The sequence below is a fragment of the Wolbachia endosymbiont (group A) of Ophion costatus genome (genome assembly GCF_963969245.1).
Classification (GTDB): domain Bacteria; phylum Pseudomonadota; class Alphaproteobacteria; order Rickettsiales; family Anaplasmataceae; genus Wolbachia; species Wolbachia pipientis.
On sequence record NZ_OZ017714.1, the window covers coordinates 96,509 to 120,546 of the forward strand.

The following is a 24,038-nucleotide window of genomic DNA, read 5'->3' on the forward strand; positions in this document are numbered from 1 at the left end:
ATTTTAAGAGCGACCTTTCCCTCTTTCTTCGTTTTTCTCTACATTAGGTGTAGATAGTGGTTTTATCGCTTCACCAGAAGCATCTTCAAGATTTAAAGAGCTTACAAGTTCCCTTACTTTTACCATGTCCTGCTGTTCTTTCAAAAAGGGTTCTATTCCACTTACCCTTTTTCCAGTAATAACTCCTGGTTGTAAGTGATACATATCCCCAGGAACAGTTAGACTATGATGTCTTTCCTCTATTTTTTTAGCTTCACTCATAATACTCCCCTATAACTTATTTTTGCATTCCACAACTTTGCGACTTACCTGCTTTTATAGCTTCTTGCGCCCATTTTTTCTCACCTGAAGCTATAGTTTCTGAAGGCTGACCAACATCAGACTTCACAACTTTGTCTGATGACTGCTTTTGATTATCATAATACAATTTTTCTGCAATACCATTCAGCAATTTTAAGTCTGTATGAATTTTAAATTCTCCACCGGTAATTTTTGCCAGCTTCTTAAGGTCTTCGTCAACTTTATTAGCAATTCCTTTAAGAACAAGCTCTTTTATTTCTTTCTCGCTCTTGCCTGTATTATCAGGATTAGTTTTAATAGTGTTAGCTATTTCCTCAACGTTAATTTCAATTACAATTTTATTTTCTTCTCTATGTATAGTGATGTTTGAATACTCACTTTTTAGTGCTTTTATTTTATTCAATTGTTCATCATTCAAATAAGGTATATCTCCCGTCAGAGTTCTTGACACTAAAAAACTTACCTTTCCTATCCCTTTCTTTTGCTCTGTTATTTGTACACCAAGATCCTTACTAGCCTGTGTGGTTTCTATAGGTGGATCATATTCCCTTTCTTCTTCAGGTACATCTATACCAACAGCTTTCTTTAACGAAACTGTAGCATCATGTTTCATTTCACCCGTTGAAGCAAACGGCTTCTTTATAGGGTAAATAAGTGCTTTAGGCAGAAGAGCAAACACCCGACCTGTAGCTTCTACACCTGTTTTAACTGCTCCGCCTATCTTAGCCCAAATAGATTCTGCCATACATACCTCCAAGGTACTTTCTATAACTAAATACATTTTAATTATAGACGAAAAAATTTAAACTTCTATGTCCATTATAAGATAGAATTATAGGGATTGCAACCATTATTTGCACATTGTCTAAAACATGTAGTATTTTCGCTACTTTTATTGTTCAATTTATTATAAAGAATACTCTAAATTATGTTTAAATGGAACACAAATAATATCATTGATGCAACTGGCGGAAGAGACGTAAATGGTTGTAATTGGATACATAGCTCAAATATTTCAACGGACACAAGAAGCATAAAAAAAGGTGATTTATTTATTGCCCTCAAGGGAAAGAATTTTGATGGCCATAATTTTTTGCATGAAGTGTTTTTAAAAGGGGCTGTCGCTGCAATAGTGAGTGAGGGTAAATATAAAAATTTCCCTCTCATTATTGTACAAGATACCCTGAAAGCTTTGCACGGTATGGCATCATACTACATTAGAAATGTTCTTGTTGATGCTAAAGTTATTGCAATTACAGGCAGTGTTGGGAAAACCACTACAAAGGATATGCTGCACACTGTTTTATCGCAATATGGAGTATCTCATGTAAATGAAGGTAACTTAAATAATAATATAGGATTGCCTTTGACAATTCTGAAAGCTCCAAAAAACTGCCAGTACTTAATTCTTGAAATGGGAATGAATAAAGCTGGTGAAATAAAAGAATTATCAAAAATTAGTAATCCGAATATTGCAGTTATTACCAACATCGAACCTGCACATACTGAAAATTTTTCATCACTATTTGACGTTGCACAAGCGAAGTTAGAAATTCTGTATGGTATGAAAAATAACGGTACTTTGGTTTTAAGCAGAGATAATAAATATTATGATTATCTCTCATCACACGCCAATAGAAATGTAATAAGCTTCGGTAAAGATAAAAATGCTGAAGTTTGTTTACTAAACTTAATAAGAAACGATGAATCTTCTGTCATTTCAGCACTATCTTCTGTCATCCCAGTGCTTGACTACTTGGATCCAGGAAGTTCAATTGCAAATGAGCATATCAGACGGTTGTATAATAAAGACTGGATTCCAGCGTCACGCGCTGGAATGACATCAAACCGAGTTGCTAATAGATTAAGTTTAAAAATCAGGCTGAGTGATAATCAAATTATAAACTGTAATTTACGTGTACAAGGTGAGCATTTTGCTTATTCGCTACTTGCTGTTGCAGCAGTTGTGCAAAGCCTCGGACTTGATTTATCAAAATTACCACTTGCACTTAAGAATTTTAGTGTAGCGAAAGGTAGAGGCAATATTCATAAGGTCAAATACAATAAAAAATATATACATTTAATTGATGACTCCTATAACGCCAGCCCTGCTTCGATGAAAACTGCAATAAAAACTTTGAGTACATATTCTAATCAGAGAAAAATAGCTTTGCTTGGTGATATGTTGGAACTTGGTGATGAAAGCATAGAGTTTCATACAGATTTGGTTAAGATTATCACAGAAAATAATATAGATAAAGTTTATACAGTTGGTAAATTTATGTTAGAATTGCATGAGCTTTTGCCAGATAATATAAGAGGCACGCATTTTAATGATTCTAATCAATTGAAAAGTGATTTAGCTAACATTATTCAGAATAATGATGCAATTCTAGTTAAAGGCTCACGAGGAATGAAAATGGATCTTATTGTACGGGAATTCGTAATAAAATATTAAGCGAAATCATTGTATTAATTTACAGTAACAAATTATTAGGAACTTTAATTGTGACAAAACGTGTAATTATTTTTGGTGGAACGGGGTTTATAGGGAAACACATCGTAAGACGCTTGGCAGAAGAAGGATATTTAATAAAGATATTCACTCGTAATCAGGAAAAAGCTGCTTGTTTAAAATTGTGTGGCAATTTAGGACAAATATCAATATTTAAAGGCGATTTTTTTGATGAAAAATCAGTTCTGGAGGGTATGGAAGAATGTGATGTAGCTATAAACTTAGTGGGAATATTATATGAAGCAAAAAAGCACGATTTTTACGCTGTTCACGTTAAAATAGCTGAAAGGATAGCAAAAGCTGCAAAAATGAAAAATGTACCTATGATGATACATTTTTCTGCTATGGGAATAGAAAATAGCAAGTTGTCAAAATATGCTCAAAGTAAATTGGAAGGTGAAAAAGCTGTAACTTCAGCATTTCAAGAAGCAATAATAATTAGGCCAAGTCTTGTATTTGGTAAGGAAGATAACTTCTTTAATAAATTTGCAAGATTAGCAACTATTCTTCCTTTCTTACCACTAATTGGCAATGGAACGACTAAATTTCAGCCCATATGTGTAACAGACTTAGCTGAAGTGGTATATCGTATTATCAGTTTTAATAAGCAAGACAAGAAAATTTATAACATGGGCGGACCAAAGGTTTACTCTTTCAAAAGCTTATTGAAGTTTATTCTGAATGTTACTAACAGAAAGTGTTTGTTGATCAATGTATCTTTTCCAATGGCAAAGTTAATAGCTTTCTTTTTAGAAAATAAAATTATTTCTATGCTGCTAAAACCAATAACCGGAGATACGAACCCTATGCTTACTCAAGATCAGGTGAAAGTTATGATGAATAGTTCAATCGAAAAGTCAGTTGACCTTGAAACAATGAAGGTTCGACCATTAGCAATTGAAAATGTGGTGCCAGAGTACTTGAAGATTTATAGAAAGTATTGATAGAAGAGTGTGCCCGGTGGGATTCGAACCTACGACCCACAGCTTAGAAGGCTGTTGCTCTATCCAGCTGAGCTACGGGCACACAACATATATAAAATGCTTCTTAGTACAAGTGAAGTCAAGTACTTCGTGTGAATATGATGTTTATCTTGCAACACCTTGTCATTGCAGTTGTGTGTCGCGCGCTGCCAAAATTGGATGTGAGAAGTCTATTTATTTTAGAAAATATTATATAGAAACTTGCTTGACAAGCCTTGCCAGTCCCCTTATCATGAAACTGAAGCTATTGTATTTGCTTTCGCCAATCTGCAGATTAAAAGGTAAGGATTACTTAATGTATCGGCGTCTTATGTTCAATTTTTTGCAGTATATAGATACTGTATGTCTTTACAAAACTTCATCTACATCTAGATTTTTATCTAAATAAGCTGAACGCGCTTATAAAGCGTTACAAGACATCAAAAAATGCCAATACTCGACAGAGATAGTAAAAGACTAGCTAACTCGGGGATTCTTTGTCTTTTTTCCTGCTTAGTAAACTTCTTAAACATTTGCAGCGTAAGTTAGTTGCAATTAAAAGCAGCTTAATCTTGCTTGTCAAGCGTTTAAAACATAAAAAACGCCAATATTTTAAAGCGGATAATAACCCCAGGGCTTCTTTTGCCTTTTTTTTCATTTGGTAAATTTCTTAACGTTTGTAGCTAAACGACAACCGTCATCCCGCTACGTGTTAGCGGCTAAGAGATACCGCGGCGGCATGACGGTTCGTGGCGGCATGAAGATAAGCTCGTCATCCCGCTGCTTGTTAGCGGGATCTATGTTAAGGTATAGTAGGGGATCTATGTTAAGAGATACCGCGAATGAATCGCGGTATGACGGTTCGTGGCGGCGTGACGATAAGCTCGTCATCCCGCTGCTTGTTAGCGGGATCTAGAGATACCGCGGCGGTATGACGGTTCGCGGCGGCGTGACGATAAGCTCGTCATCCCGCTGCTTGTTAGCGGGATCTATGCTAAGATACCGCGGCAGTATGACGGTTCGCGGCGGGATGACAAGAAAGGAGCAACAGAATGACAGAGAGTAATGCAAGAAAATAATTGGATTTTTTGTAATGCTACGGAGTCCAGTGTTTTCTACAAATTTTTACGTGATTTGTTAGCAAAATTGACAGTTGCTGAAATACTGGATAAAACGCTTGTATAGTGTTTAGTAGAGAAAAGTTATGAAATATGAACAGTGGATAAAAATATTAAGTGCAGTAAATGCTGATGGTGATTTAAATCAGAGTAACATAATCGAAAAGATAAAAGAGAGGTTACAGAGGATAGATTTAAGTACATTCCAGGATTGGAAAAATGATAGATTTAACATAAATTATAAATTCACCTTATATACAGGTCTTGCCTCTTTTAAACTTACATTGTTATATTTGGCTACTAGGGATGGCTGCAAAAAGGTAGTAGAAGCTCTGATATCAAATGGAGCTGATGTTAATACGAAAGATATGAATGGACTGACCCCTTTATATTGGGCTGCCAAAATTGGTCACAAGGAGGTAGTAAATGCTCTAATAAAAGCGGGGGCGGGGGTTAATATTAATGCAAAAAGTAAGAAGGAACAAACTTCTTTGCATAGGGCTGCTGAAACAGGCCATACGGGTGCAATAAATGCTTTATTAGCAAAAGGGGCTGATATTGATGCAATAGATGATAATGGAGAAACTCCTTTACGTTTGGCTATTAAAAATGGCCATACAAAAGCAGTAAATGCTCTATTGGAGGCAGAAGAATTTAATATTAATACGAGTGATGGTTTATGGAATTATGGATGGGCTCTTTTACATTGGGTTATTGCAAATGACCATAAAAAGATAGTAGAAGTTCTAATAGCAAGTAAAGCTAGTGTTAATACGAAGAGTGAAAATGGATGGACTCCTTTACATTTGGCTGCTGAAAATGGCCATACAGATGCAGTGAATGCTCTATTAGCAGCAGAGGCTGATGTTAATTTACAAAACGCAGATGGCAAAACTCCTTTACATTGGGCTACTGTGAATGGCCATACAGATACAGTGAATGCTCTATTAGCAGCAGAGGCTGATGTTAATTTACAAAACGCAGATGGCAAAACTCCTTTGCATTTGGCTGTTGAAAAGAAACACAAAAGTGCAGCGGAGTTTCTGATAGCACATGAAATTAAGTTACAAGGTTCCAATGCACAAAAGCCAGAATATCTAGTACAACATAATTCTAATTTTACAAGGGAAATGTCAGAATATTGGAATAGGTGCCTAGGTGAATACGAAAAACTTGAGGAGGAAGATAAGTTACTACATGACTTTTTGAAGGAAAGTGACACTAGTACATTAGTAAGTATATGGAAAAAAAATGAAGATATATGCAGTAAGTTTGATAACCAAAAAAGCTTACAAAGGCAATATCCAGAATATGCTTATACTCTAATTAATAAAGCTAACGAAATAAAAAAAGAAATTTTTCTGCACAATCATGAGCCGCTAATTGATGCTTTATCAACGCATTATAGGCGTGATTTTCAAGCAATGATATTTGCTGGTATAGAAAACTTTTTTAAAGTTCACAAAGATGACTTTAGAAAAGAGTTAGGAAATGGAGGAATCACTCTAATTAACTTCGTAGATTTTGAAAATTTTGCAGAAAGGCATGCTCCTACATTGAAAGTAAGAGCGTTTGCAAAGGTTATAGAGAATAACCTATCAAGCGAGAGCCCTGATGATCAAAACATTGATCAAGCTTGTTCTTCTAGTGTTGATGAGCAAGTTCCTCAGCCTGTAAGTGAAATAACTGGCATTATTAAACACATAGGTGCAAGTAATAGTGAGGCTTCTTCAGAACTCGAAAGTAATGGTAATCAACAAAGTACACAACCAGAATTTTTAACAACCAACGGTAACTCTAGTAGCATAGCTTCTGAAAGTGGCAGTACTAAAATACTAGTTTCAGATCAAGAAAATGACATCCAGAACAATAATATACAACCAAGTTCACGAAGTGAAAAGAGGAGCAAACTGCCTATTGTAACTGCCTCTGTACTGGCAGTGGCTGGAGTTGCTTTAGGAGTAGCTATTGCAGTTCACTTAGAAATGTTAGCGGTGGGAATAGTGGTTGGAGCTTGTTGTCTGGTTGCTGCTGCGATCATATACTATTGTAATCAGCCTTCAAAGTCACTTGAAAATAGCAACGTCCAAGGGTTTTCTGGAAACCATGAACAACCTACTGTGTAAAATTCACAAGACCTATTAAAATATTTTTTTACTTTTCATCGTATATTTCTCAACATATTATCTTTAAGTACTAAAATAATTAACAATATGGCATTATTAATAGTTGAATCACCTGCGAAAGCAAAGACAATAGGTAAATATTTGAGTAAAGAGTTCAAAGTAGCTGCATCCTTTGGACATGTGAGGGATCTTCCAGCAAAAAACGGCTCTGTCGATCCGGATAATGATTTTGCTATAAAGTATGAAACCATTGAAAAAGCAGAAAAATATATAAAAGAGCTAGTAAAAGCCGCAAGCAAAACATCAGATATATATCTTGCAACAGACCCAGACAGAGAAGGGGAAGCAATGGCTTGGCATGTGATAGAGACATTAAAAGAAAAGAAAGCAATCAGTAATGAAAACAACATTTATAGAGTAGTCTTTAATGAGATAACAAAAAGAGCAGTACAAGAGGCTATAAAAAATCCACGTGAAATAAATATGGATTTAGTGCGTGCACAACAAGCACGTAGAGCTTTGGATTATCTAGTTGGGTTTAGTTTGTCACCACTGCTGTGGACAAAATTGTCGGGGAGCAAGTCTGCAGGACGCGTGCAGTCTGTTGCATTAAAGATTATATGCGAACGAGAAGATGAAATTAGTAAATTTATAACACAGGAGTATTGGAGCATAAAGGCAGAAATGCAAAATAGCAAAGATGAGGCTTTTTTTGCTATGCTAAGCCACTATGACAATAAAAAGCTAGAAAAATTTGATATTAAGAATGAAGAAGAAGCAAAGAACTTAGTCAGGGAGATTGAGTCAAGGCAATATGCTGTAAGCACAGTAGAACGCAAGCAAGTTAAGAGAAACCCACTTCCTCCGTTTATTACTTCAAGTCTTCAGCAAGATGCAGTGAATAAACTGTATTTTAATGTGAAAAGTGTTATGCGCATAGCGCAAAATTTATATGAAGGTATCGATATTGGTGGTGAAACTGTAGGGTTGATAACTTACATGCGTACAGATGGGTTTCATATTGCAGATGAGGCTATAAACTCAATTAGAGGGTCAATTAAGTCATTATATGGTGATAAATATTTACCGCAGTCTCCTCGTAAATATGTAAAAAAGGTCAAAAATGCTCAAGAAGCACATGAAGCAATTCGTCCAACTGATATCAATAGAACGCCGGGTAGTATTAAGGATTACTTAACGCCAGAGCAATTTAAATTGTACGATTTAATCTGGAAAAGGACCATTGCAAGTCAAATGGAGTCGGCGATCCTTGATCAAGTGGTAGTTGAAATTAGTTCTACTGATCAAAAAGTAGTTCTGCGAGCAAGTGGGTCGAGTATATTCTTTGATGGTTTTTATAGAGTCTATCAAGATAACATGGAAGCCGAAAATGAAGGCCTGCTACCTGCCATGAAGGAAGGGGAAGCATGCAAGCTGATTTCAGTTGAGCCAAAACAACATTTCACTCAACCGCCACCTCGTTATAGTGAAGCAAGTATCGTAAAAAAAATGGAAGAAATCGGTATAGGTCGACCATCAACTTATGCAACAATTATTTCGGTATTACAAGATCGTGAGTACGTTTCATTGGATAGCAAAAGGTTTATTCCAAGCAGTCGTGGTAAAATCGTTACTATATTTTTAGAAACTTTTTTTCAGCGTTGTGTAGAGTATGATTTCACAGCACAAATGGAAGAAAAGCTTGATTTAATTTCAAATGGACATGCAGATTGGAAAAAAGAATTAGGCCACTTTTGGGTGCCATTTTTTGGTCATGTAAACTCTGTTAAGCAAATGACGCATGATGAAGTTTTCAGCGGCATTCACGATTTGGTAATCGATTGGTTTTGTTCAGAAGAAGGAAAAAAAGAGGTGAATACGAAATGTCCTGCTTGCTTAGGTGGCATATTGAAATTGAACTTTGGAAAAGCCGGGGTGTTCCTTGGATGTTCTAACTATCCTGAATGCAACCATACAAAAGAAATTACGGGCAGTAACGACAATTCAGAATATCCAAAAAGTTTAGGTATAGATGATATAACAAACCAAGAAGTGATGATCAAAAAGGGTCCTTTTGGACTTTATCTGGAGTTTAATAACGAGTTAAAAAAGAAAAAAACGGTTTCCATACCAAAAGATATAAATGTTAATGAGATTGATCTGAGCACCGCTACTCAGTTACTTTCCTTGCCAAAAGTAATCGGAGAACACCCTGAAACCGGAAAGGAAGTAAAAATAGGCCTTGGGCGATTTGGGTACTATATTTTCTATGATGGTAGATACTTTTCTCTTAAGAAAAGCTCCAAAGAGGTGCTGAATACAGAATTGAGCGAAGCTGTACAAATTATTGCAAACAGTCCACGCAAAGAGTTAAAATCTCTCGGGGTTAATGAAAAGGGAAAAGAAGTTTTTATCTGCAACGGTAGGTACGGATTCTATATAAAATGCGGTAAAACAAACGTTGCTTTGGGCAAGAGTGCAGATATTGAGAGTATAGATCTGGAGAAGGCTTTAGAGTTGATTAAGGGTAAGAAGTAGACTTTTATTGAAATATTAGGTAAAGTTAAAATATACTCTAATAATGCGGTGGGATAAATGATATTTTACACACAGGGCGACACTCCAGCTTTATGTAGGTTAGATTACACGGATGTAAGTAAGTTAGTAGGCATACCAAATATCACAAGACTTGATTTAACTGAGTGCAAGATTAGTGTTGAAATTGTAAAAGAATTAGCTGAGCTCAAAAATCTTACTTCACTTCATTTAGGTAAGTGCAAGATTAGTGTTGAAGTTGCAAGAGAATTAGCTAAGCTCATAAATCTTACTTCACTTGATTTAAGTGAGTGCAAGATTAGCAATGAAGTTGCAAAAGAATTAGATAAACTCAAAAAAAATCTTCCTTCACTTAATATAATTGGTTACAAGATTAGCGGTAAAGGTGCAAACGTAAAATTGCAGGATGAGGTATCAAACTCGCAAGAAAAACTTAAAAGCAGTAGCAAATACTATATTTGTGGAGCAACAGTTGGTTTAGTTATTGGTCTAGTTGCAGCATATTGTTTAGGGGCTGCTGCTTTAACTCCTGTTGGTGTTTCTGTTGCAGCGTTTATTGCATCTGCTGTGGTTGGCGCGTTACTCGGAGCTGGGGTGGGTTATGCTGTGAGTACATATCTTGAAAGCACTGAATTAAACAATATGCAACCACGAAGGAGTTGTTGAAGATCCGTGTTAAATTCTAGTACAGGAGCTTTTTTCTAATGCTAAAGTTTACAGTTGAAACAAACCACTTGGCCACGTGGAACTGATTTCAGTTTATCAGTTGAAACTTGATTTGAGCAGAATATGCATTTTATTGTGTTGCTTGGAGTAAGTGAGTTATCAACAGCAATTCTATCATCAAAAACAAAACATTCTCCTTTCCAATTACCATTTTTATTATCAGTTTTTTCAAGGTAAGAAAGAATGCCGCCTTTAAGATGGTAAACATCACTAAATCCAAGGCTTTTCATATATGCTGTAGATTTTTCGCATCTAATCCCACCAGTGCAGTACATAGCCACTTTCAGGTCTTTACTCTCAGAAAATGACTCTGTCCACTGAGGAAACTCACGGAAACATTGTGTGTGTAGATTAATTGCATTCTTAAACTTGCCTAATTTCACTTCATACTCATTTCGTGTATCTATTACTAAAACGTCAGGTTGAGAAGTAAAATCATCCCAATGCTCTGGATCAACATATTTACCCTTAAGGGAAATATCAAGATTGCCTACACCAAGATTCACAATCTCTCTTTTTAATTTTACCTTCATCTTGCTAAATGGTTGATATTCTGCTGCACTCTCTTTCCATGTAAGGTCCCTTAGCCTATAATCAGAACGTAGAAAATCGAATATTTTATCAATCGCGTTTCTTTCACCAGATACGGTTGCATTAATACCCTCTTCTGCAAGGAGTATAGTACCCTTTAATTCAATGTTGTCGCATGCAGTTTTTATTTCGTCTTTCATGTCATAATAATTAGAGAGTTCTACAAAGTGATAGAAAGTTGCAATGACGAAGCTCATGATTATTCACTTATCAACTAAAAACATGATATACAAAATTATAAAGATATTCAATAGTACGGCTGTTAATTACTGGATATCTTTAGTTTTTACATGTAACATTTTAATATCAAATATAGATCCAAATTAATGTTTTTGAGAGTATTTAAAAATATATTCTTATTTTCAGTAAGTATATTATTCGTCTGTCCTATACTATCGTTAATATCGATTCTATTTACAGAATCAGCAAATTCTGGATGGGTAATCAGCACACTTTTCCCTGAATATATACTGAATACGTTAATTTTGATGATAGGAGTGGGGGGAATATCCTTTATATTTGGAGTAATTCCAGCTTGGCTTACCACATTTTTTTCATTTCCTGGAAGTAAAATTTTTGAGATTGCTTTGTTCTTTCCAATATCGATTCCTGGATATATAGTAGCGTTCGTCTATGTAAATACACTAGAGTTTTCAGGTCCGGTGCAGAGCTCATTAAGAGACATTTTAGAGTGGAGCAAAGGTGACTATTGGTTTCCTGAAATAAAATCCCTAGGTGGTGGAATATTAGTAATGGGATTCAGCCTATATCCATACGTTTATATGTTAGTCCGCTCAAGTCTAAAGAATGTTAGTAACTCAGTCACTATTGCGTCAACACTTGGGTTCTCCTCATTGAAGAGCCTGTTTTCTGTCATCATACCCTCCATACGCCCATCAATTATAGCTGGGTTGTCTTTGGTACTAATGGAAGTAATTACAGATTTCGGCACACCACAGTTTCTTGCTATCGATACTTTTACGACAGGAATATATCGCACCTGGTTTTTACTGCATGACAAATATTCAACTACTGTTTTAGCAGTTGCAGAGTTGATTTTCGTTGCAACACTAATAGCTATCGAAAAAAAACTACAAAAAAAAGGAATATCCTACTCTTCAATCAATACCAATTCAGATTATCACAACAAACGGAGTATAAGTGGCGCTATACCGTTGATCTTTGCTTATCTTATGTGTGTATTGCCGATATTAATAGGTTTTATTTTGCCAATGATTCCGCTCATATATTGGAGCATAGAGAAGGGGTTTTTCATATACGAAGCAAGATTCTATAACATAATAGCAAATAGCATTAGTTTATCATTTATCACCGCATTAATCTCAATTAGCATTGCAATAATGATTGGATATACGGCGCGTAAAAATAAGGTAATCAACAATATAGCGCGTCTCATTTCTTTAGGCTACGCAATTCCAAATGCAATTATCGCAATTAGTATAATAATATTTTTAAGCAGAATATCCTCTTTCATTACTCAATATGTTGTGGAAATTAGCTTAGTAGGAACTATTGGCGCATTAGTTTACTCATATTTATTCCGTTTTTTTGCTATATCTTTCAAGGCGGTAGAGTCAGGGCTCAAAAAAACACCAAATGAAATTGAGTGGACTGCATATACTATGGGTCATGGACCTATTTCCACATGTTTGAATGTTCATATCCCTCTCATCAAGAAGAGTATATTATCGGGATTTTTGCTCGTATTTATGGATACTATCAAAGAGCTCACAGCAACACTTATTATAAGACCATTTAATTTTGAAACTATATCAACTAGAATATATGAACTTGTAAGCGATGAGCGCTATAGAGAAGCTGCACCATTTTCGTTAATAATAGTTATAATAGGCTTAATCTCTACAATAACCTTATTTACACTTGATGATAAGGATAAAAAATAAACGTAACTGTTCACAGATTTCCACTTAATTCTTCAATCTCACTAATAGAAAGGCCAGTAAACTTAACAATAGTGTTGACATCAACATTATTAGCCAGCATTGCTTTTGCGACTTCAATTTTCCCTTCAATTTTCCCTTTCTCTATACCTTTTTGTATACCTTTCTCTTCAGCAAGATCAAGTCTGTATTCAAGAATAGCTTCTTCTTTGCGTAGATCCATTATCCTTTCTTCATAGGCTACTAAATCTTTTTCGTTCCAACGAAACTTGTCTAATTCATCATATGCTAGCTTTATTATTGGCGCTTTTTCTGCTATCTCTTTTAAGTCCTCTTCTGTTGTTTCTTCTGCGTATTTAAAAAAGAAACACCACCTTTCTACTATACTTTCTAACTGCTCTACTTTATTTTTTGCGAATTTAGGCAACTCAATAAAGACAAACTGAAAATCTTTTAAGTAATGGCCGTTAGTTTTTATATCACGTATATTGTGAGTAGAAATATAATCAACTTCTTCAGGAAGTAAGTTACAATTTGATATAGCAATAAAGAAGACTTTCTTTAAATCAATGTAGTTGCCAGATTTATCTAATTGTCTTGAGTAGGCTTTAGCGGCATATAATTGAGCGCGTTTTTCGAAGCCCTTGTCTCTAGCGAGCTGGTCAGGTAAGGAAGCAGTATTACTACTACCCCCTCCCTTAGAAACGCAGCATGCAGGTTTCCCAACACTACGCTTGAGCCCCTTATCTAAGTTCTTCTTTTCTAGAACCGGCTTGTCCTTCATGATTCCTCAGGAAACATCATTCTTAATGGTGACACCAACAGTAGAGAACCTTCTCTTGAGAAAGAGCTTGCTAAGAGGTTGTCCGGAAACAAGTAAAAGGCTATAATATCCGAAATTTTAGTACGGGGTAAAGATGAGAAAAAAGTATCCAACAGATCTAAGCGAAAGGGAATGGGCAAGAATAGAAAAACACTTCAGAGTATCATACAAGAAAGGAGGAAGGCCGCCAAAGTATAGCAAAAGAGAAATATTAGAAGCAATTTTCTATGTATTGCGTACAGGGTGTCAATGGCGGTATTTACCAAATGATTTTCCGCTATGGAAGACTGTGTATGAGCAGTTCAGGCAATGGAAGAAGCAGGGAATTTTTGAGAAAATGAATTATGAAATTACAAAATATAGTAGAAGAAAAATAGGAAGGAATGAGCAGCCGAGTGCCTGTATAGTAGATAGTCAATCTGTAAAGACTACAGAAAAGGGGGGATCAAAGGCTATGATGGAAGTAAAAAAGTAAAGGGTAGAAAAAGGCATATAATTACAGACACTCAGGGTTTTATACTAGGTTGTTACGTAGGCGCTGCTAACGAAAATGATAGAGATGGTATTAAAATAGCATTAAACAATATGAGAACAAAATATACTAAAGTTAAAAAAATGTGGGCTGACATGGGATACCAAGGAAGAAATTTAAAGAATCACATAAAGGAAGAATATGACATAGATATTGAAATTGTTACAAGGCCTCCATGTAGATTTTGGGTGCACAAAGATACGCCACCTGAGCTACTACCAACAAGAGAACAAGGGTTTAAAGTACAGCCAAGAAGATGGGTTGTAGAAAGGACTTTTGCTTGGGTTAATAGGAATAGAAGGCTATCGAAGGAGTATGATTTACTCACAACATCCACTGAGAATTTCATATACCTAGCTATGAGTAGGGTTATGTTAAAGAGGGAATATGCTTGAATTTACTAGTTTCCGGACAACCTCTAACATTCTTGTTCGTTTCACTCTCTCATCAAAATACTTTTTCCATTTTAAGTCAAGGGGATTTGCATCCGCTCTGATTTTAACATGTCGTCTGATAGGTATATCAATCAGCTTAAGCAGTCTTAAATACCGTATCTCTTTTGGTTTGTTCTTGCATAGGGGTGCAGCAAAAACCCATTGGCGTTGACCCATTACTTTGAAGTAACGATTCTTTATCCAACGTAATCCTTTACGAGGATGTCTTTTCTTTGCCCATTTCCATAAACTATGCCAAATTTCATTGTCGATCTTTCTAAACGCTTTTTTAGCACACACATGGTGATAGTAATTTCCCCATCCTCTCAGTAGAGAGTTGAGTGACTTAATTACTATAGCCTGAGTGTTCGCTATATTTGCTTTTATCAATGTACGTGCTTTATTAAGAAGTCTTTTAATACTTTCTTTCGAAGGTTTAATAATTAACTTCTTATTATATCTACGTACATTACAACCAAGAAAGTCAAACCCTGTTGTGATAGATGTAATCTTTGTCTTCTCTTCTGACAGAATTAAACCTCGCTCATGAAGAAAAGATGATACTAAAGGCTTAACTTCCTTTTCCAGTACTTCATGTGTGAAACCTGAAATAATAAAGTCGTCTGCGTATCTGATTACATTCACTCCACTTCTGATTTTGTTTCTTTTTCTACTGCCGAGTTTACCAAATCGACTTTCCAATAACTTTTCAAGTCCGTTTAAGGCTAAATTGGCTAGTATTGGAGAAATTATACCACCTTGCGGGGTACCTGCAGTTGTGGGATACAGAGTTTTTGATTCTAGGAAGCCAGCTTTGAACCAACTATGCAGAATTTTTTTCTCCATAGGAATATGCTTCATAAGCCATTCATGATTAATGTTGTCAAAGCATCCTTTGATATCACCTTCAAGTATCCATTGTAGTTGATTACGACTTGCCAGTAACAAATGACAAGCTACTGTAGCATCTGCACAGGATCTTTTAGGTCTAAAGCCATAGGAGTGACGATCACTGATCGTTTCAGCTATCGGTTCCAGAGCAAACAGATATAATGCTTGCATGGCTCTATCTTTTATCGTGGGTATTCCAAGAGGTCTTCTTTTGCCATTAGATTTACTGATATAAATCCGTTTTAGCGGAGAAGGTTTATATCCTCTTTGCTTTAACTGCTTTATTCCTTGAAATTTAGCATTGCAAGTTGACCATAGTTGACGATCTACACCCGCTGTGTTTTTTCCTTGGTTTTCAGTTACTCTCTTAACAGCCAAAGCTTTTCCGCTAAAAGAGCGTGTGAGAAGATGTTGTAAAGTTTTTACCTTACCCCATCTTCCTTCTTGGACAGCCTTAACAATACGTCTTTGTAGCCTCACAATAACTTTCTGGCATTTCTTCCATGGCAACTGCTTCCATGCTTCAAAGCTTTTGGTAGATGCACTTACAGGTTTACTTGTAATCATCTGCTTTCCTACCTTAAGTGGTTAACAAAGTTTCTTGTCACGAGGGACCAAACGGAAGTCTGCTCGTTTTCACGCGAATTAATGTTACAAATTCTATCCATTTCGTTACAAAATGGCATTCGCTTTCTCCATTCTCCTTTACCTGCACTTCCATCAGCATTCCTTGCGGTTTGCTTGCCATGTAGGCGAAAATACAGGCTTACCCTGTTTCTCCAGTCATACAATAGTGGGTTAGGTGGCTTCTCTATACCGGTGGAGTTATTATTTGCGTACATCTAGAAATGAAAAATGTAACTTATCCACATTACCTTTTGGTCAGAGCTTATCAGCATCTTTAGCTCTTTCATCGTATCGGTACTTATAAAGCTTCACTTACGTTCACCATACCACTAGCCTAGCCCTCCAACCACATGATGCTTGCAGTTTATGCCCCTCTCACGATTGAGCATCTTCTTTTTCAAGAGGAGGTTCATTGTCCGCATCGCTTGGCACCAACCGGTTGCCCGATTCGCACTGATGCGTAGACTCAGACGGCAAAACATCTGGTTTAATAAGTTTTAGAATCCTTTCAGTTTCTTTCTGAATGAATTCCTCTCCTTTTAAACAATATGACCGAAGACTTTCAGGTCGCACCATTTCAATCACATACCTGGCCCCACTAGAATCCCTGCAAAGAACATCAACTATACTTTGTTTATCAGATGCAATTTCAGGATCCATTATAGTACTGAGGAATTCCACTTCTTGTATAGTATTTATCTCAGTAAACCCTAAAATATCATTCAAAAAATGTATGAGAATATTCTTATTTTTTTCAGTGCCAAATATTTTTTTGAAGGTCAAATCCAGCTTAGGGTCGAGAAACTTAGATAAAGCCATAGCCAAAGTGCTTAAAAATATTAATAATTATACACTATTATTAACAATTATTCAACCATATTTTTGAAGATAGCTATGCCGCCGCGAACCGTCATACCGCCGCGGTATCTCTAGATCCCGCTAACAAGCAGCGGGATGACGAATTACTTAACCGTCATACCACCGCGAACCGTCATACCGCGATTCATTCGCGGTATCTCGGCATAGATTCCGCTAACTAGTAGCGGAATGACGATTGTGTATCGTGCTTTGCTAAAAAAAAATCACAGAATGCAGTCTGGTTACATTACTCTAGCTATACGCAACAACTTTACTTTCAACAATTTTATTAGCAATAATACGACTTTCACAATCAATATTTATTATATCAGATAGTGAATTAATATCAGTATAACTATCAAAACTTTCTATTGTTGATTCCACTATCTCTACTATTTTTAAAAAGCCAATTCGTGACTTCAAAAATTCATTAACAGCTATTTCATTTGCAGCATTGAGCACAATACTATTTGCTTGTGGAGCAGAAGAGTTTAACACTGCCATGCTAAGCTTTAGCGCAGGAAAACGTTTATGGTCTGGTTCTTGAAAGGTCAATTTTCCTTGCTCTGTTAAATCTAGTCTACAATTTAAAGCTGATCTTTCCGGCCAAGACAAAGCATATGAAATGGGAATTGCCATGTCAGTCTCTGCAAGCACAGCAAAGTTGAACCCATCCTTATAAGTTACAATTCCATGTACTATTGACTCAGGATGCACTATTGCTTCAATTTTATCCGGGCTGATGTTAAACAAGTTATGTGCTTCTATTATCTCTAGTGCCTTATTCATCATTGTTGCGCTATCAACCGAGATTTTCTTTCCCATATTCCAAGTGGGGTGACTAAGCGCCTGATCTACCATGACATTTCTTAATTGCTCAGAACTATAATTTAAGAATGGTCCACCAGAAGCAGTAAGTATGATCTTTTCTACGCATTTGTCGTCATTTTGCAAAATTTGAAAAATTGCATTGTGCTCAGAGTCAATAGGGATTATTTGTACATTTTTTTCTTTAGCTTTTTTGAGTAATAACTTTCCACCGCAAACAATGCTTTCTTTGTTTGCCAATGCAATGACTTTGGTACCGCTTTCTATAACCTCCATAACTGGCTCAAGGCCTGCAATGCCAACTATTGCAACAACTGAGAGATCAACAGGTATGGTAGCAATATTTGTAGCACCAATTGCTATTTTTACATCTGTACCAAGTAAACTTTCTTTCAAATCTTTGTAAAGCCTTTCATCGGAGATAGCAACATATTTTGCATTTAGCAGTTTTGCTTGGTGTGCCAGTAGAGCAAAGTTCGAATGGGCACTTAGTGCTTCCACTTGGTATTCTTCTTTTCTCTTTGAGAGCAAATCTACAGTCTTTTTTCCAACACTTCCTGTTGACCCTAAAACTGAAACCTTTTTCACTAAGACAAACTCATGTTAATTATAACAACAGCAACTTTTCTTATTAGGCCTTCTCGCATACTATTCAGCAGTTTTTAAGCGTTTAACCAAGTTCATGCCCGTGGTCATCACCAACAGATGGTGAAGGACCAGGTGAAAAAGATTGACCATGGTGATCACCTGCATCATGCATGTCTTGCAAACCATCAGCATTATGAGCTATTTCATTATTGGCATGAGGGTAATCATCTGAGTGAGGTCCCTCATCACCATGAGCCATATCCATTCCTTCTGATGGCATATCTTCCCCACCTCCACCTGAAAAATATTCTGCAAGGCCTTCAAGAAATTTTATGCCAAACATATTACCTGATTTTCCAAACAGCGTTACTAGACTACTACCACTCACCAAACCTTCAAACACGTTACTATAAGCAGCAATTGCTCCTTCATGAAAGTTGAACAACCATTTCATTCCATCGACAACTGTTGAAACAGAGTCACTATGACCAAGACCAAAACCACTTTTCTCACCAGCAGCCTCTTGGTGTTGCTGCTGCGCTTGCCATTCTGCAATGTTTGGACCTTGAGCTTCACTCATAAATTTTTACTCTCAACCTTAAGCTATTATTTTATCACAAATATTGCAAAATATCAATAGAGCTTTTGAATATAGCTAATACAAACAATTTCTGTCATCCTATATATAGCTAAACTGACTTACGACAATTTGAAAAACGACAAATTCGTCATTCCGCTACTAGTTAGCGGAATCTATACCGCGAATGAATCGCGGTATGACGTGTTAGCTATAGGATCCAGTTTGAAAAAAATCTGAATTCCAATGTTCACTACCTTTTACAAAGTTAAAACTTAAAAATATGACTGTTAGCAATAGTGTATATGTCTTTAGCTATATATAATGAATGAATTTTTTTATATATTCGTTATTAGTATTTTGTATTTCCTGAACAGTTCCATGGGAAATGATCTCCCCTTCATATAATACTGCTATTTTATCAGCTATTTTAAATGCGCTATGAATATCATGTGTAATCGTGATAATTGTAGGGTTAAGATCTCTAGATAATTTTATTATTATCTCGTTTACTATATCTGACATAATTGGGTCCAATCCTGAAGTTGGTTCATCCAAAATAATGATTTCTGGGTTGTGTGCAATCGCCCTTGCAAGTGCCACTCTTTTTTTCATTCCACCTGATAGCTCTATTGGAAACATATCTGCTATGCTTTCCTCCAGTCCAACATCATTTAACTTCTCGATTGCTAGCTGTTTTGCCTCTTTTTTGCTGATATTAAAGCGCTTTTTATAATTAAAAGATATATTTTCCCACACTGTAACGTAGTCAAATAAAGCGGAATTTTGAAATAAAACCCCAAATTTATTTTTGCTTTTACTATTTATTTTAACAGACCCTGAGTCTGGAGCAAGCAAGCCGATAATTGTTTTTGTTAATACAGATTTGCCGCTTCCTGAGCCACCAAGTATGACTAATGATTCCCCTTTTAATATATCAAAATTTAGATCTTTTAGTACTGTCCTATCATCAAAAGATAAGCTTAAGTTCAATATTGATATTATGGGGTTACGCATGTATCAAAGTAATCATGTAGTTTGCTAAAATGATCAGTATGGACGATAAAACAACAGTTGATGTTGTAGCAACACCTACTCCTCGTGCACCTTCTTTGCAATGGTAACCGTAATAGCAGCTTGAGACAGAAATTATGGCGCCAAATACAGTTGCTTTTATTAGCCCAGTTATAAAATCATACGTATTAAAGAACTGAGCTGTGTGTTTAATGTATATATTTAAATTGTGGTTAAATTCGAAGACTGCAGTGATACATCCTCCAAATATTCCTATTAAATCTGCACATACTGTAAGTATGGGAAATACTATGATTGACGCTAAAATCCTTGGTGCAATTAAATATTTGAAAGGGTTGATGTTCAAAGTTGTAAGGGCATCTATTTGCTCGGTGATGCGCATCGTACCAATTTCTGCTGCAACTGATGATCCAACCTTTCCTACCATTATTAAGCTGATCAAAACTGGTCCTAACTCTTTAATGATAGTGATCGTAACAAGTTTGGGTATTATCTGTTCTTGGTTAATTAATGGGTCACTCAAGCTACTTTGTAAAACTATTGCCGCTCCTATAAAAACTCCAGTGAGCCCAACAATTGGCAGAGAGAAAAAGCCTATCTCTATAATTTGTCTTGCTATGTTGCTAAAATAATATGGTGGCACAAGGCAGTGGTATAGAGATTGAATAAAAAATATGAATGCACTACCAAGCCTTAACAAAAAATTGATAAAGTACCTACCAATTATTCTAACACTATTTATATCAAAAAAGCTCACTTTGTATTCATTTTAGCTAGAGTTACTGATTTTATTAAAATTTTTATTAACTTTATCGCAAAGTATAGCTGAGATATGTTTTAAGTTCAATATACTTGATGTTTTAATTTAAAGCTTAACCCAAGAAAGGTTTCCCTACGTCATACCGCAATTCATTCGCGGTATAGATTCCGCTAACGAGTAGCGGAATGACGGTTTTTCAAATTGTAGAGCCACTTTAGCTATAGAACTCAATTACATAAGCAAACCTTACTTATTTTACTATCCCTGTTTACTTCCTGTAAAAAACATGTTACTAATGTATTGTATTTTGTAGTAGAATGGAGGAAATTTTGGCAGTTCCAAAAAGAAAAAAGTCAAAGTCAAGGCGTAATATGCATCGTTCTCATCATGCTATTCAGCCTAAGAATATTGTGGTGTGTTCAACAACTGGGGAATTCATGTTGCCTCATAACGTAGCAGTTGATGGCAGTTACAAAGGAAAACGGGTTTTCATTAAGCAACAGGCGGAGTGACTATTATGATATGTTACCTACGGTCAATAATAATATAGTTATTGCACTTGACGCTATGGGGGGCGATTTTGCGCCTCTTTCCGTAATTCAGGGTGCTGGTTTTTTTTTAGACAACCTTGTTGACCCAGGCATTAAAGTTTTTTTTCATATTTATGGAGATAAGGAAGAAGTATCTCCTTTGCTTTTGAAATATAAAAAAGTAAGTAACAATTCTGAATTTACTCATTGTTCTGACAATGTCCTTGCAAATGATAAGCCATCTTTTGCGCTGAGACATCGTAAAGACTCAAGTATGAAAGCTGCAATTGTTGCAGTGAAAGAAGGTAAAGCTTTCGGAGTGGTGTCTTCAGGCAACACCGGAGCATTGATGGCAATTTCCAGATTTATTTTAGGAACATTACCAAACATTTATCGTCCTGCTATTGTCTCTATCTGTCCAACTAAAACAAAAAGCTTTGCTTTGCTTGACCTTGGTGCAAATGTCGATTGTAATGCCGACTCATTATTTCAATTTGCATTAATGGGAAATATATTTGCAAAAGTAGCGCTAAAAATTGATAATCCTGAAGTTGCTTTGCTAAATATCGGCACAGAAGAAGTTAAAGGTAATGACTCAGTGCGCGGCGCTTTTGAGTTGCTTAAAAACGCTCCAGGCATTAATTTCAAAGGGTATATAGAGGCAAGTGAATTTTTAGAGGGCAATATAGATGTGATTGTTGCTGATGGTTTTGTTGGCAATGTAATGCTCAAAACGGCTGAGGCAACCGCTAATACTTTTATCAATCTAATAAAGCAGGAAGTACTGAGCTCATGGGCAACAAAGATGCTTGTTGGTATGTTGTTAAAATCCAAACTAAATAGAGCTTTAACACGTTTTAATCCCAAAATTAGAAGTGGAGCTATGTTTTTAGGGCTGAATGGTATCATCATTAAAAGTCATGGAAATTCTGATGCTATTTCTTTTGCCCATGCCATAAAATTTACAGTGAATGCAATTAGTGAAAATTTAAATCAAAAGATAATTAACGGGGTAAGTCATATTGAATAAAAGTTTCATATTAAGCACTGGATCTTACCTACCAAGAAAAATGTTGAGTAACAACGAAATTGCATCGATAGTTGAGACGAGCGATGAATGGATAAGGCAGAGAACAGGAATAGTTCAAAGGCATATAGCAGATGAAGGAGAACTAACGTCAGATCTAGCTGTAAATGCAGCAAAAAGTGCTATAGAAAAAGCTAAAATTTCAGTAGATGAAATTGATTTAATCATAGTTGCCACAACAACGCCTGATAAAACTTTTCCTAGCTGTGCAACGATTGTACAAAGTAAGTTAAAATGTAAAAACGCATTTGCTTTTGATGTACAAGCAGCATGCTCTGGTTTTATATATGCAGTTACAATCGCAGACTCGCTTATCAAATCTAACAATAGCATTAAATATGCACTAGTTATAGGTGCTGAAATAATGTCTAGGATTGTTGATTGGGAAGATAGATCAACTTGTATACTCTTTGGTGATGGTGCTGGTGCAGTGGTGATGAAATCAGAAATGGGTAGAAGCGGCATCATATCAACAAACTTACACTCTGATGGCAATTTGGACATACTATGTACGAACGGAGGGGTATCCTCTACTGGTGATTCTGGAAAAATATACATGAATGGAAGAGAAGTGTTTAAACATGCAGTGGATAAGTTAACAGCCTTAATAGAGGAAACTCTGAAATGCAATAATTTGAAAATTACTGATATTGACTGGCTCATTCCCCATCAAGCAAATATTCGTATTATTGAAGCAGTAGTAAAGAAGTTAGATTTCCCTATAGAGAAAGTGATTAATACCGTTGATCAACATGCAAATACCTCAGCAGCATCAATCCCACTAGCACTTGATTATGCAATACAAAAATCAAAAATAAAATTAGGAAACCTGGCACTGCTGATTTCAATAGGTGCAGGCCTGACCTGGGGTTCCGTGTTGTTGCACTATTAGACTTCCTGCATTACCTCCTGTCATCCAAGTACCCTCTTTGTCATTCCAGTGCCTCTTTCTCCTGTCATCCCAGTAGCCCCTTCGGTGTCATTCCAGTCTGGAATCCAGTTCTTATTGTACATTCACCTGGTGTAAAGTTAAGTTTCCTGGATCCCAGTGGGCTTTGTTGCATCGCTACTTATGAAAGGCTAACTATAGTTAGGATTATAAGCAAACTATTGAAAATCTTGTTTTTTTGCAATCAATCTGATCAAATTTAAGAATAGTAATTTGTTATTTATATTAATAAATTTAATTCTATTGAAAATAGCTAAAGCATTGAAATTCTTGAATTTTAGCCAGATTAGTGAGTGGTAGTGAAATTTCTTTTACTCAAATTTAGGTATTCACTGACCGTTCTTGTTATAAATACCAGAATAATAAGCTACTGATATTCGCTATCTTTTTTATCTTTAATCCATCATAGCTAGCGATGCAACAAAGCCATCCCAGTGTCAGCTACTCGGATGACAAAAAAAGGAGCACTGGAATGACAGCAGTCCTACGTCATACCGCGATTCATTCGCGGTATCTCTAGATCCCGCTAACAAGCAGCGGGATGACGGTTGTCGTTTAGCCACAAATATTTAAGAAATTTACCAAATGAAAAAAAAGGCAAAAGAAGCCCTGGGGTTATTATCCGCTTTAAAATATTGGCGTTTTTTATGTTTTAAACGCTTGACAAGCGAGATTAAGCTGCTTTTAATTGCAACTAATACCA

At 36.0% G+C, this 24,038-nt stretch carries 19 protein-coding genes, 1 tRNA gene and 2 pseudogenes; 10 read left to right on the forward strand and 12 right to left on the reverse strand.

Going from position 1 to position 24,038, the window contains the following annotated elements:
• Positions 1-3: 3 nt before the first annotated feature.
• Positions 4-261 carry a hypothetical protein gene (locus AACH21_RS00530; protein WP_006279579.1) on the reverse strand — a complete coding sequence of 86 codons (258 nt, stop codon included), beginning with the start codon at positions 259-261 and terminating at the stop codon, positions 4-6.
• A 16-nt stretch (positions 262-277) separates the two neighbouring features.
• Complete coding sequence (locus tag AACH21_RS00535; protein ID WP_338482555.1) at positions 278-1,045, reverse strand: hypothetical protein; 768 nt, start codon at positions 1,043-1,045, stop codon at positions 278-280.
• 183 nt (positions 1,046-1,228) lie between these two features.
• On the opposite strand from AACH21_RS00535, the gene AACH21_RS00540 reads away from it, so the two are divergent.
• On the forward strand, positions 1,229-2,758 hold the full coding sequence (locus tag AACH21_RS00540) for a UDP-N-acetylmuramoyl-tripeptide--D-alanyl-D-alanine ligase (protein WP_338482556.1): 1,530 nt from the start codon (positions 1,229-1,231) through the stop codon (positions 2,756-2,758).
• Positions 2,759-2,808: 50 nt separating this feature from the next.
• Positions 2,809-3,759: a complex I NDUFA9 subunit family protein gene (locus AACH21_RS00545; protein ID WP_236514355.1), complete on the forward strand. Its 951-nt coding sequence runs from the start codon at positions 2,809-2,811 to the stop codon at positions 3,757-3,759.
• 8 nt (positions 3,760-3,767) lie between these two features.
• Here the strand turns inward: AACH21_RS00545 and AACH21_RS00550 are convergent.
• Positions 3,768-3,841 (reverse strand) — tRNA-Arg (locus AACH21_RS00550).
• 1,140 nt (positions 3,842-4,981) lie between these two features.
• Between AACH21_RS00550 and AACH21_RS00555 the strand changes: the two genes are divergently transcribed.
• The 3 genes from AACH21_RS00555 (at position 4,982) to AACH21_RS00565 (ending at position 10,243) form a co-directional block, all read left to right on the forward strand.
• Positions 4,982-7,021 carry an ankyrin repeat domain-containing protein gene (locus AACH21_RS00555; protein WP_338482557.1) on the forward strand — a complete coding sequence of 680 codons (2,040 nt, stop codon included), beginning with the start codon at positions 4,982-4,984 and terminating at the stop codon, positions 7,019-7,021.
• A gap of 87 nt (positions 7,022-7,108) precedes the next feature.
• A complete protein-coding gene (gene topA / locus AACH21_RS00560) occupies positions 7,109-9,559 on the forward strand; it encodes a type I DNA topoisomerase (RefSeq protein WP_077188609.1) in 2,451 nt (816 codons plus the stop codon).
• A 57-nt stretch (positions 9,560-9,616) separates the two neighbouring features.
• The gene (locus AACH21_RS00565) at positions 9,617-10,243 is read left to right on the forward strand and encodes a hypothetical protein (RefSeq protein WP_338482558.1); all 627 of its coding nucleotides are present in this window, start codon (positions 9,617-9,619) and stop codon (positions 10,241-10,243) included.
• Positions 10,244-10,284: 41 nt separating this feature from the next.
• On the opposite strand, the gene AACH21_RS00570 is transcribed toward AACH21_RS00565, so the two are convergent.
• Entirely contained in the window at positions 10,285-11,091 is an 807-nt protein-coding gene (locus tag AACH21_RS00570) for a rhodanese-related sulfurtransferase (RefSeq protein WP_338482559.1), read from the reverse strand.
• Between the two features lie 129 nt (positions 11,092-11,220).
• On the opposite strand from AACH21_RS00570, the gene AACH21_RS00575 reads away from it, so the two are divergent.
• Positions 11,221-12,819, forward strand: coding sequence for an ABC transporter permease (locus AACH21_RS00575; RefSeq protein WP_236514351.1), 1,599 nt, complete (start codon positions 11,221-11,223; stop codon positions 12,817-12,819).
• Between the two features lie 10 nt (positions 12,820-12,829).
• Here the strand turns inward: AACH21_RS00575 and AACH21_RS00580 are convergent, their stop codons facing one another.
• A complete protein-coding gene (locus AACH21_RS00580; protein ID WP_338482561.1) occupies positions 12,830-13,600 on the reverse strand; it encodes an Rpn family recombination-promoting nuclease/putative transposase in 771 nt (256 codons plus the stop codon).
• Between the two features lie 133 nt (positions 13,601-13,733).
• Here AACH21_RS00580 and AACH21_RS00585 point away from each other — a divergent pair.
• Positions 13,734-14,566: pseudogene (locus AACH21_RS00585) on the forward strand (IS5 family transposase).
• On the opposite strand, the gene ltrA reads toward AACH21_RS00585, so the two are convergent.
• The 7 genes and pseudogenes from ltrA to AACH21_RS00620 form a co-directional block, all read right to left on the reverse strand.
• The gene (gene ltrA / locus AACH21_RS00590; RefSeq protein WP_338482563.1) at positions 14,546-16,063 is read right to left on the reverse strand and encodes a group II intron reverse transcriptase/maturase; all 1,518 of its coding nucleotides are present in this window, start codon (positions 16,061-16,063) and stop codon (positions 14,546-14,548) included. The pseudogene AACH21_RS00585 and the gene ltrA overlap by 21 nt on opposite strands.
• Before the next feature lie 8 nt (positions 16,064-16,071).
• Positions 16,072-16,338 (reverse strand): hypothetical protein, encoded by a 267-nt coding sequence (locus AACH21_RS00595; RefSeq protein ID WP_338482311.1) that lies wholly within the window; start codon positions 16,336-16,338, stop codon positions 16,072-16,074.
• A 358-nt stretch (positions 16,339-16,696) separates the two neighbouring features.
• Positions 16,697-16,942 (reverse strand): annotated as a pseudogene (locus tag AACH21_RS00600) (PD-(D/E)XK nuclease family transposase); the annotation flags it as partial.
• Positions 16,943-17,233: 291 nt separating this feature from the next.
• A complete protein-coding gene (dxr, locus tag AACH21_RS00605; RefSeq protein ID WP_077188384.1) occupies positions 17,234-18,397 on the reverse strand; it encodes a 1-deoxy-D-xylulose-5-phosphate reductoisomerase in 1,164 nt (387 codons plus the stop codon).
• 82 nt (positions 18,398-18,479) lie between these two features.
• Entirely contained in the window at positions 18,480-18,977 is a 498-nt protein-coding gene (locus tag AACH21_RS00610) for a hypothetical protein (protein ID WP_338482564.1), read from the reverse strand.
• A 312-nt stretch (positions 18,978-19,289) separates the two neighbouring features.
• Positions 19,290-19,991: an ABC transporter ATP-binding protein gene (locus AACH21_RS00615; RefSeq protein ID WP_006279859.1), complete on the reverse strand. Its 702-nt coding sequence runs from the start codon at positions 19,989-19,991 to the stop codon at positions 19,290-19,292.
• A complete protein-coding gene (locus tag AACH21_RS00620; protein WP_015589313.1) occupies positions 19,984-20,766 on the reverse strand; it encodes an MlaE family ABC transporter permease in 783 nt (260 codons plus the stop codon). The genes AACH21_RS00615 and AACH21_RS00620 overlap by 8 nt, the downstream gene beginning before the upstream one ends.
• A gap of 332 nt (positions 20,767-21,098) precedes the next feature.
• Between AACH21_RS00620 and rpmF the strand changes: the two genes are divergently transcribed.
• From rpmF to AACH21_RS00635, 3 genes are read left to right on the forward strand one after another with little or no spacing between them, the layout of a single operon-like run.
• Positions 21,099-21,281, forward strand: coding sequence for a 50S ribosomal protein L32 (gene rpmF / locus AACH21_RS00625; protein ID WP_065094662.1), 183 nt, complete (start codon positions 21,099-21,101; stop codon positions 21,279-21,281).
• A gap of 10 nt (positions 21,282-21,291) precedes the next feature.
• Positions 21,292-22,329, forward strand: a complete 1,038-nt coding sequence (gene plsX, locus AACH21_RS00630; protein ID WP_236515196.1) for a phosphate acyltransferase PlsX — start codon at positions 21,292-21,294, stop codon at positions 22,327-22,329.
• The gene (locus tag AACH21_RS00635) at positions 22,322-23,278 is read left to right on the forward strand and encodes a beta-ketoacyl-ACP synthase III (RefSeq protein ID WP_077188381.1); all 957 of its coding nucleotides are present in this window, start codon (positions 22,322-22,324) and stop codon (positions 23,276-23,278) included. Before plsX ends, AACH21_RS00635 begins: the two co-directional genes overlap by 8 nt.
• Positions 23,279-24,038 lie beyond the last annotated feature (760 nt).

Excerpts from the sequence above, each read along its gene's own strand:
- AACH21_RS00530 (WP_006279579.1), bottom strand. The coding sequence starts at position 261 with ATGAGTGAAGCTAAAAAAATAGAGGAAAGACATCATAGTCTAACTGTT.
- AACH21_RS00535 (WP_338482555.1), bottom strand. The coding sequence starts at position 1,045 with ATGGCAGAATCTATTTGGGCTAAGATAGGCGGAGCAGTTAAAACAGGT.
- AACH21_RS00540 (WP_338482556.1), top strand. The coding sequence starts at position 1,229 with ATGTTTAAATGGAACACAAATAATATCATTGATGCAACTGGCGGAAGA.
- AACH21_RS00555 (WP_338482557.1), top strand. The coding sequence starts at position 4,982 with ATGAAATATGAACAGTGGATAAAAATATTAAGTGCAGTAAATGCTGAT.
- topA (WP_077188609.1), top strand. The coding sequence starts at position 7,109 with ATGGCATTATTAATAGTTGAATCACCTGCGAAAGCAAAGACAATAGGT.
- AACH21_RS00565 (WP_338482558.1), top strand. The coding sequence starts at position 9,617 with ATGATATTTTACACACAGGGCGACACTCCAGCTTTATGTAGGTTAGAT.
- AACH21_RS00570 (WP_338482559.1), bottom strand. The coding sequence starts at position 11,091 with ATGAGCTTCGTCATTGCAACTTTCTATCACTTTGTAGAACTCTCTAAT.
- AACH21_RS00575 (WP_236514351.1), top strand. The coding sequence starts at position 11,221 with ATGTTTTTGAGAGTATTTAAAAATATATTCTTATTTTCAGTAAGTATA.
- AACH21_RS00580 (WP_338482561.1), bottom strand. The coding sequence starts at position 13,600 with ATGAAGGACAAGCCGGTTCTAGAAAAGAAGAACTTAGATAAGGGGCTC.
- ltrA (WP_338482563.1), bottom strand. The coding sequence starts at position 16,063 with ATGATTACAAGTAAACCTGTAAGTGCATCTACCAAAAGCTTTGAAGCA.
- AACH21_RS00595 (WP_338482311.1), bottom strand. The coding sequence starts at position 16,338 with ATGTACGCAAATAATAACTCCACCGGTATAGAGAAGCCACCTAACCCA.
- AACH21_RS00610 (WP_338482564.1), bottom strand. The coding sequence starts at position 18,977 with ATGAGTGAAGCTCAAGGTCCAAACATTGCAGAATGGCAAGCGCAGCAG.
- AACH21_RS00615 (WP_006279859.1), bottom strand. The coding sequence starts at position 19,991 with ATGCGTAACCCCATAATATCAATATTGAACTTAAGCTTATCTTTTGAT.
- plsX (WP_236515196.1), top strand. The coding sequence starts at position 21,292 with ATGTTACCTACGGTCAATAATAATATAGTTATTGCACTTGACGCTATG.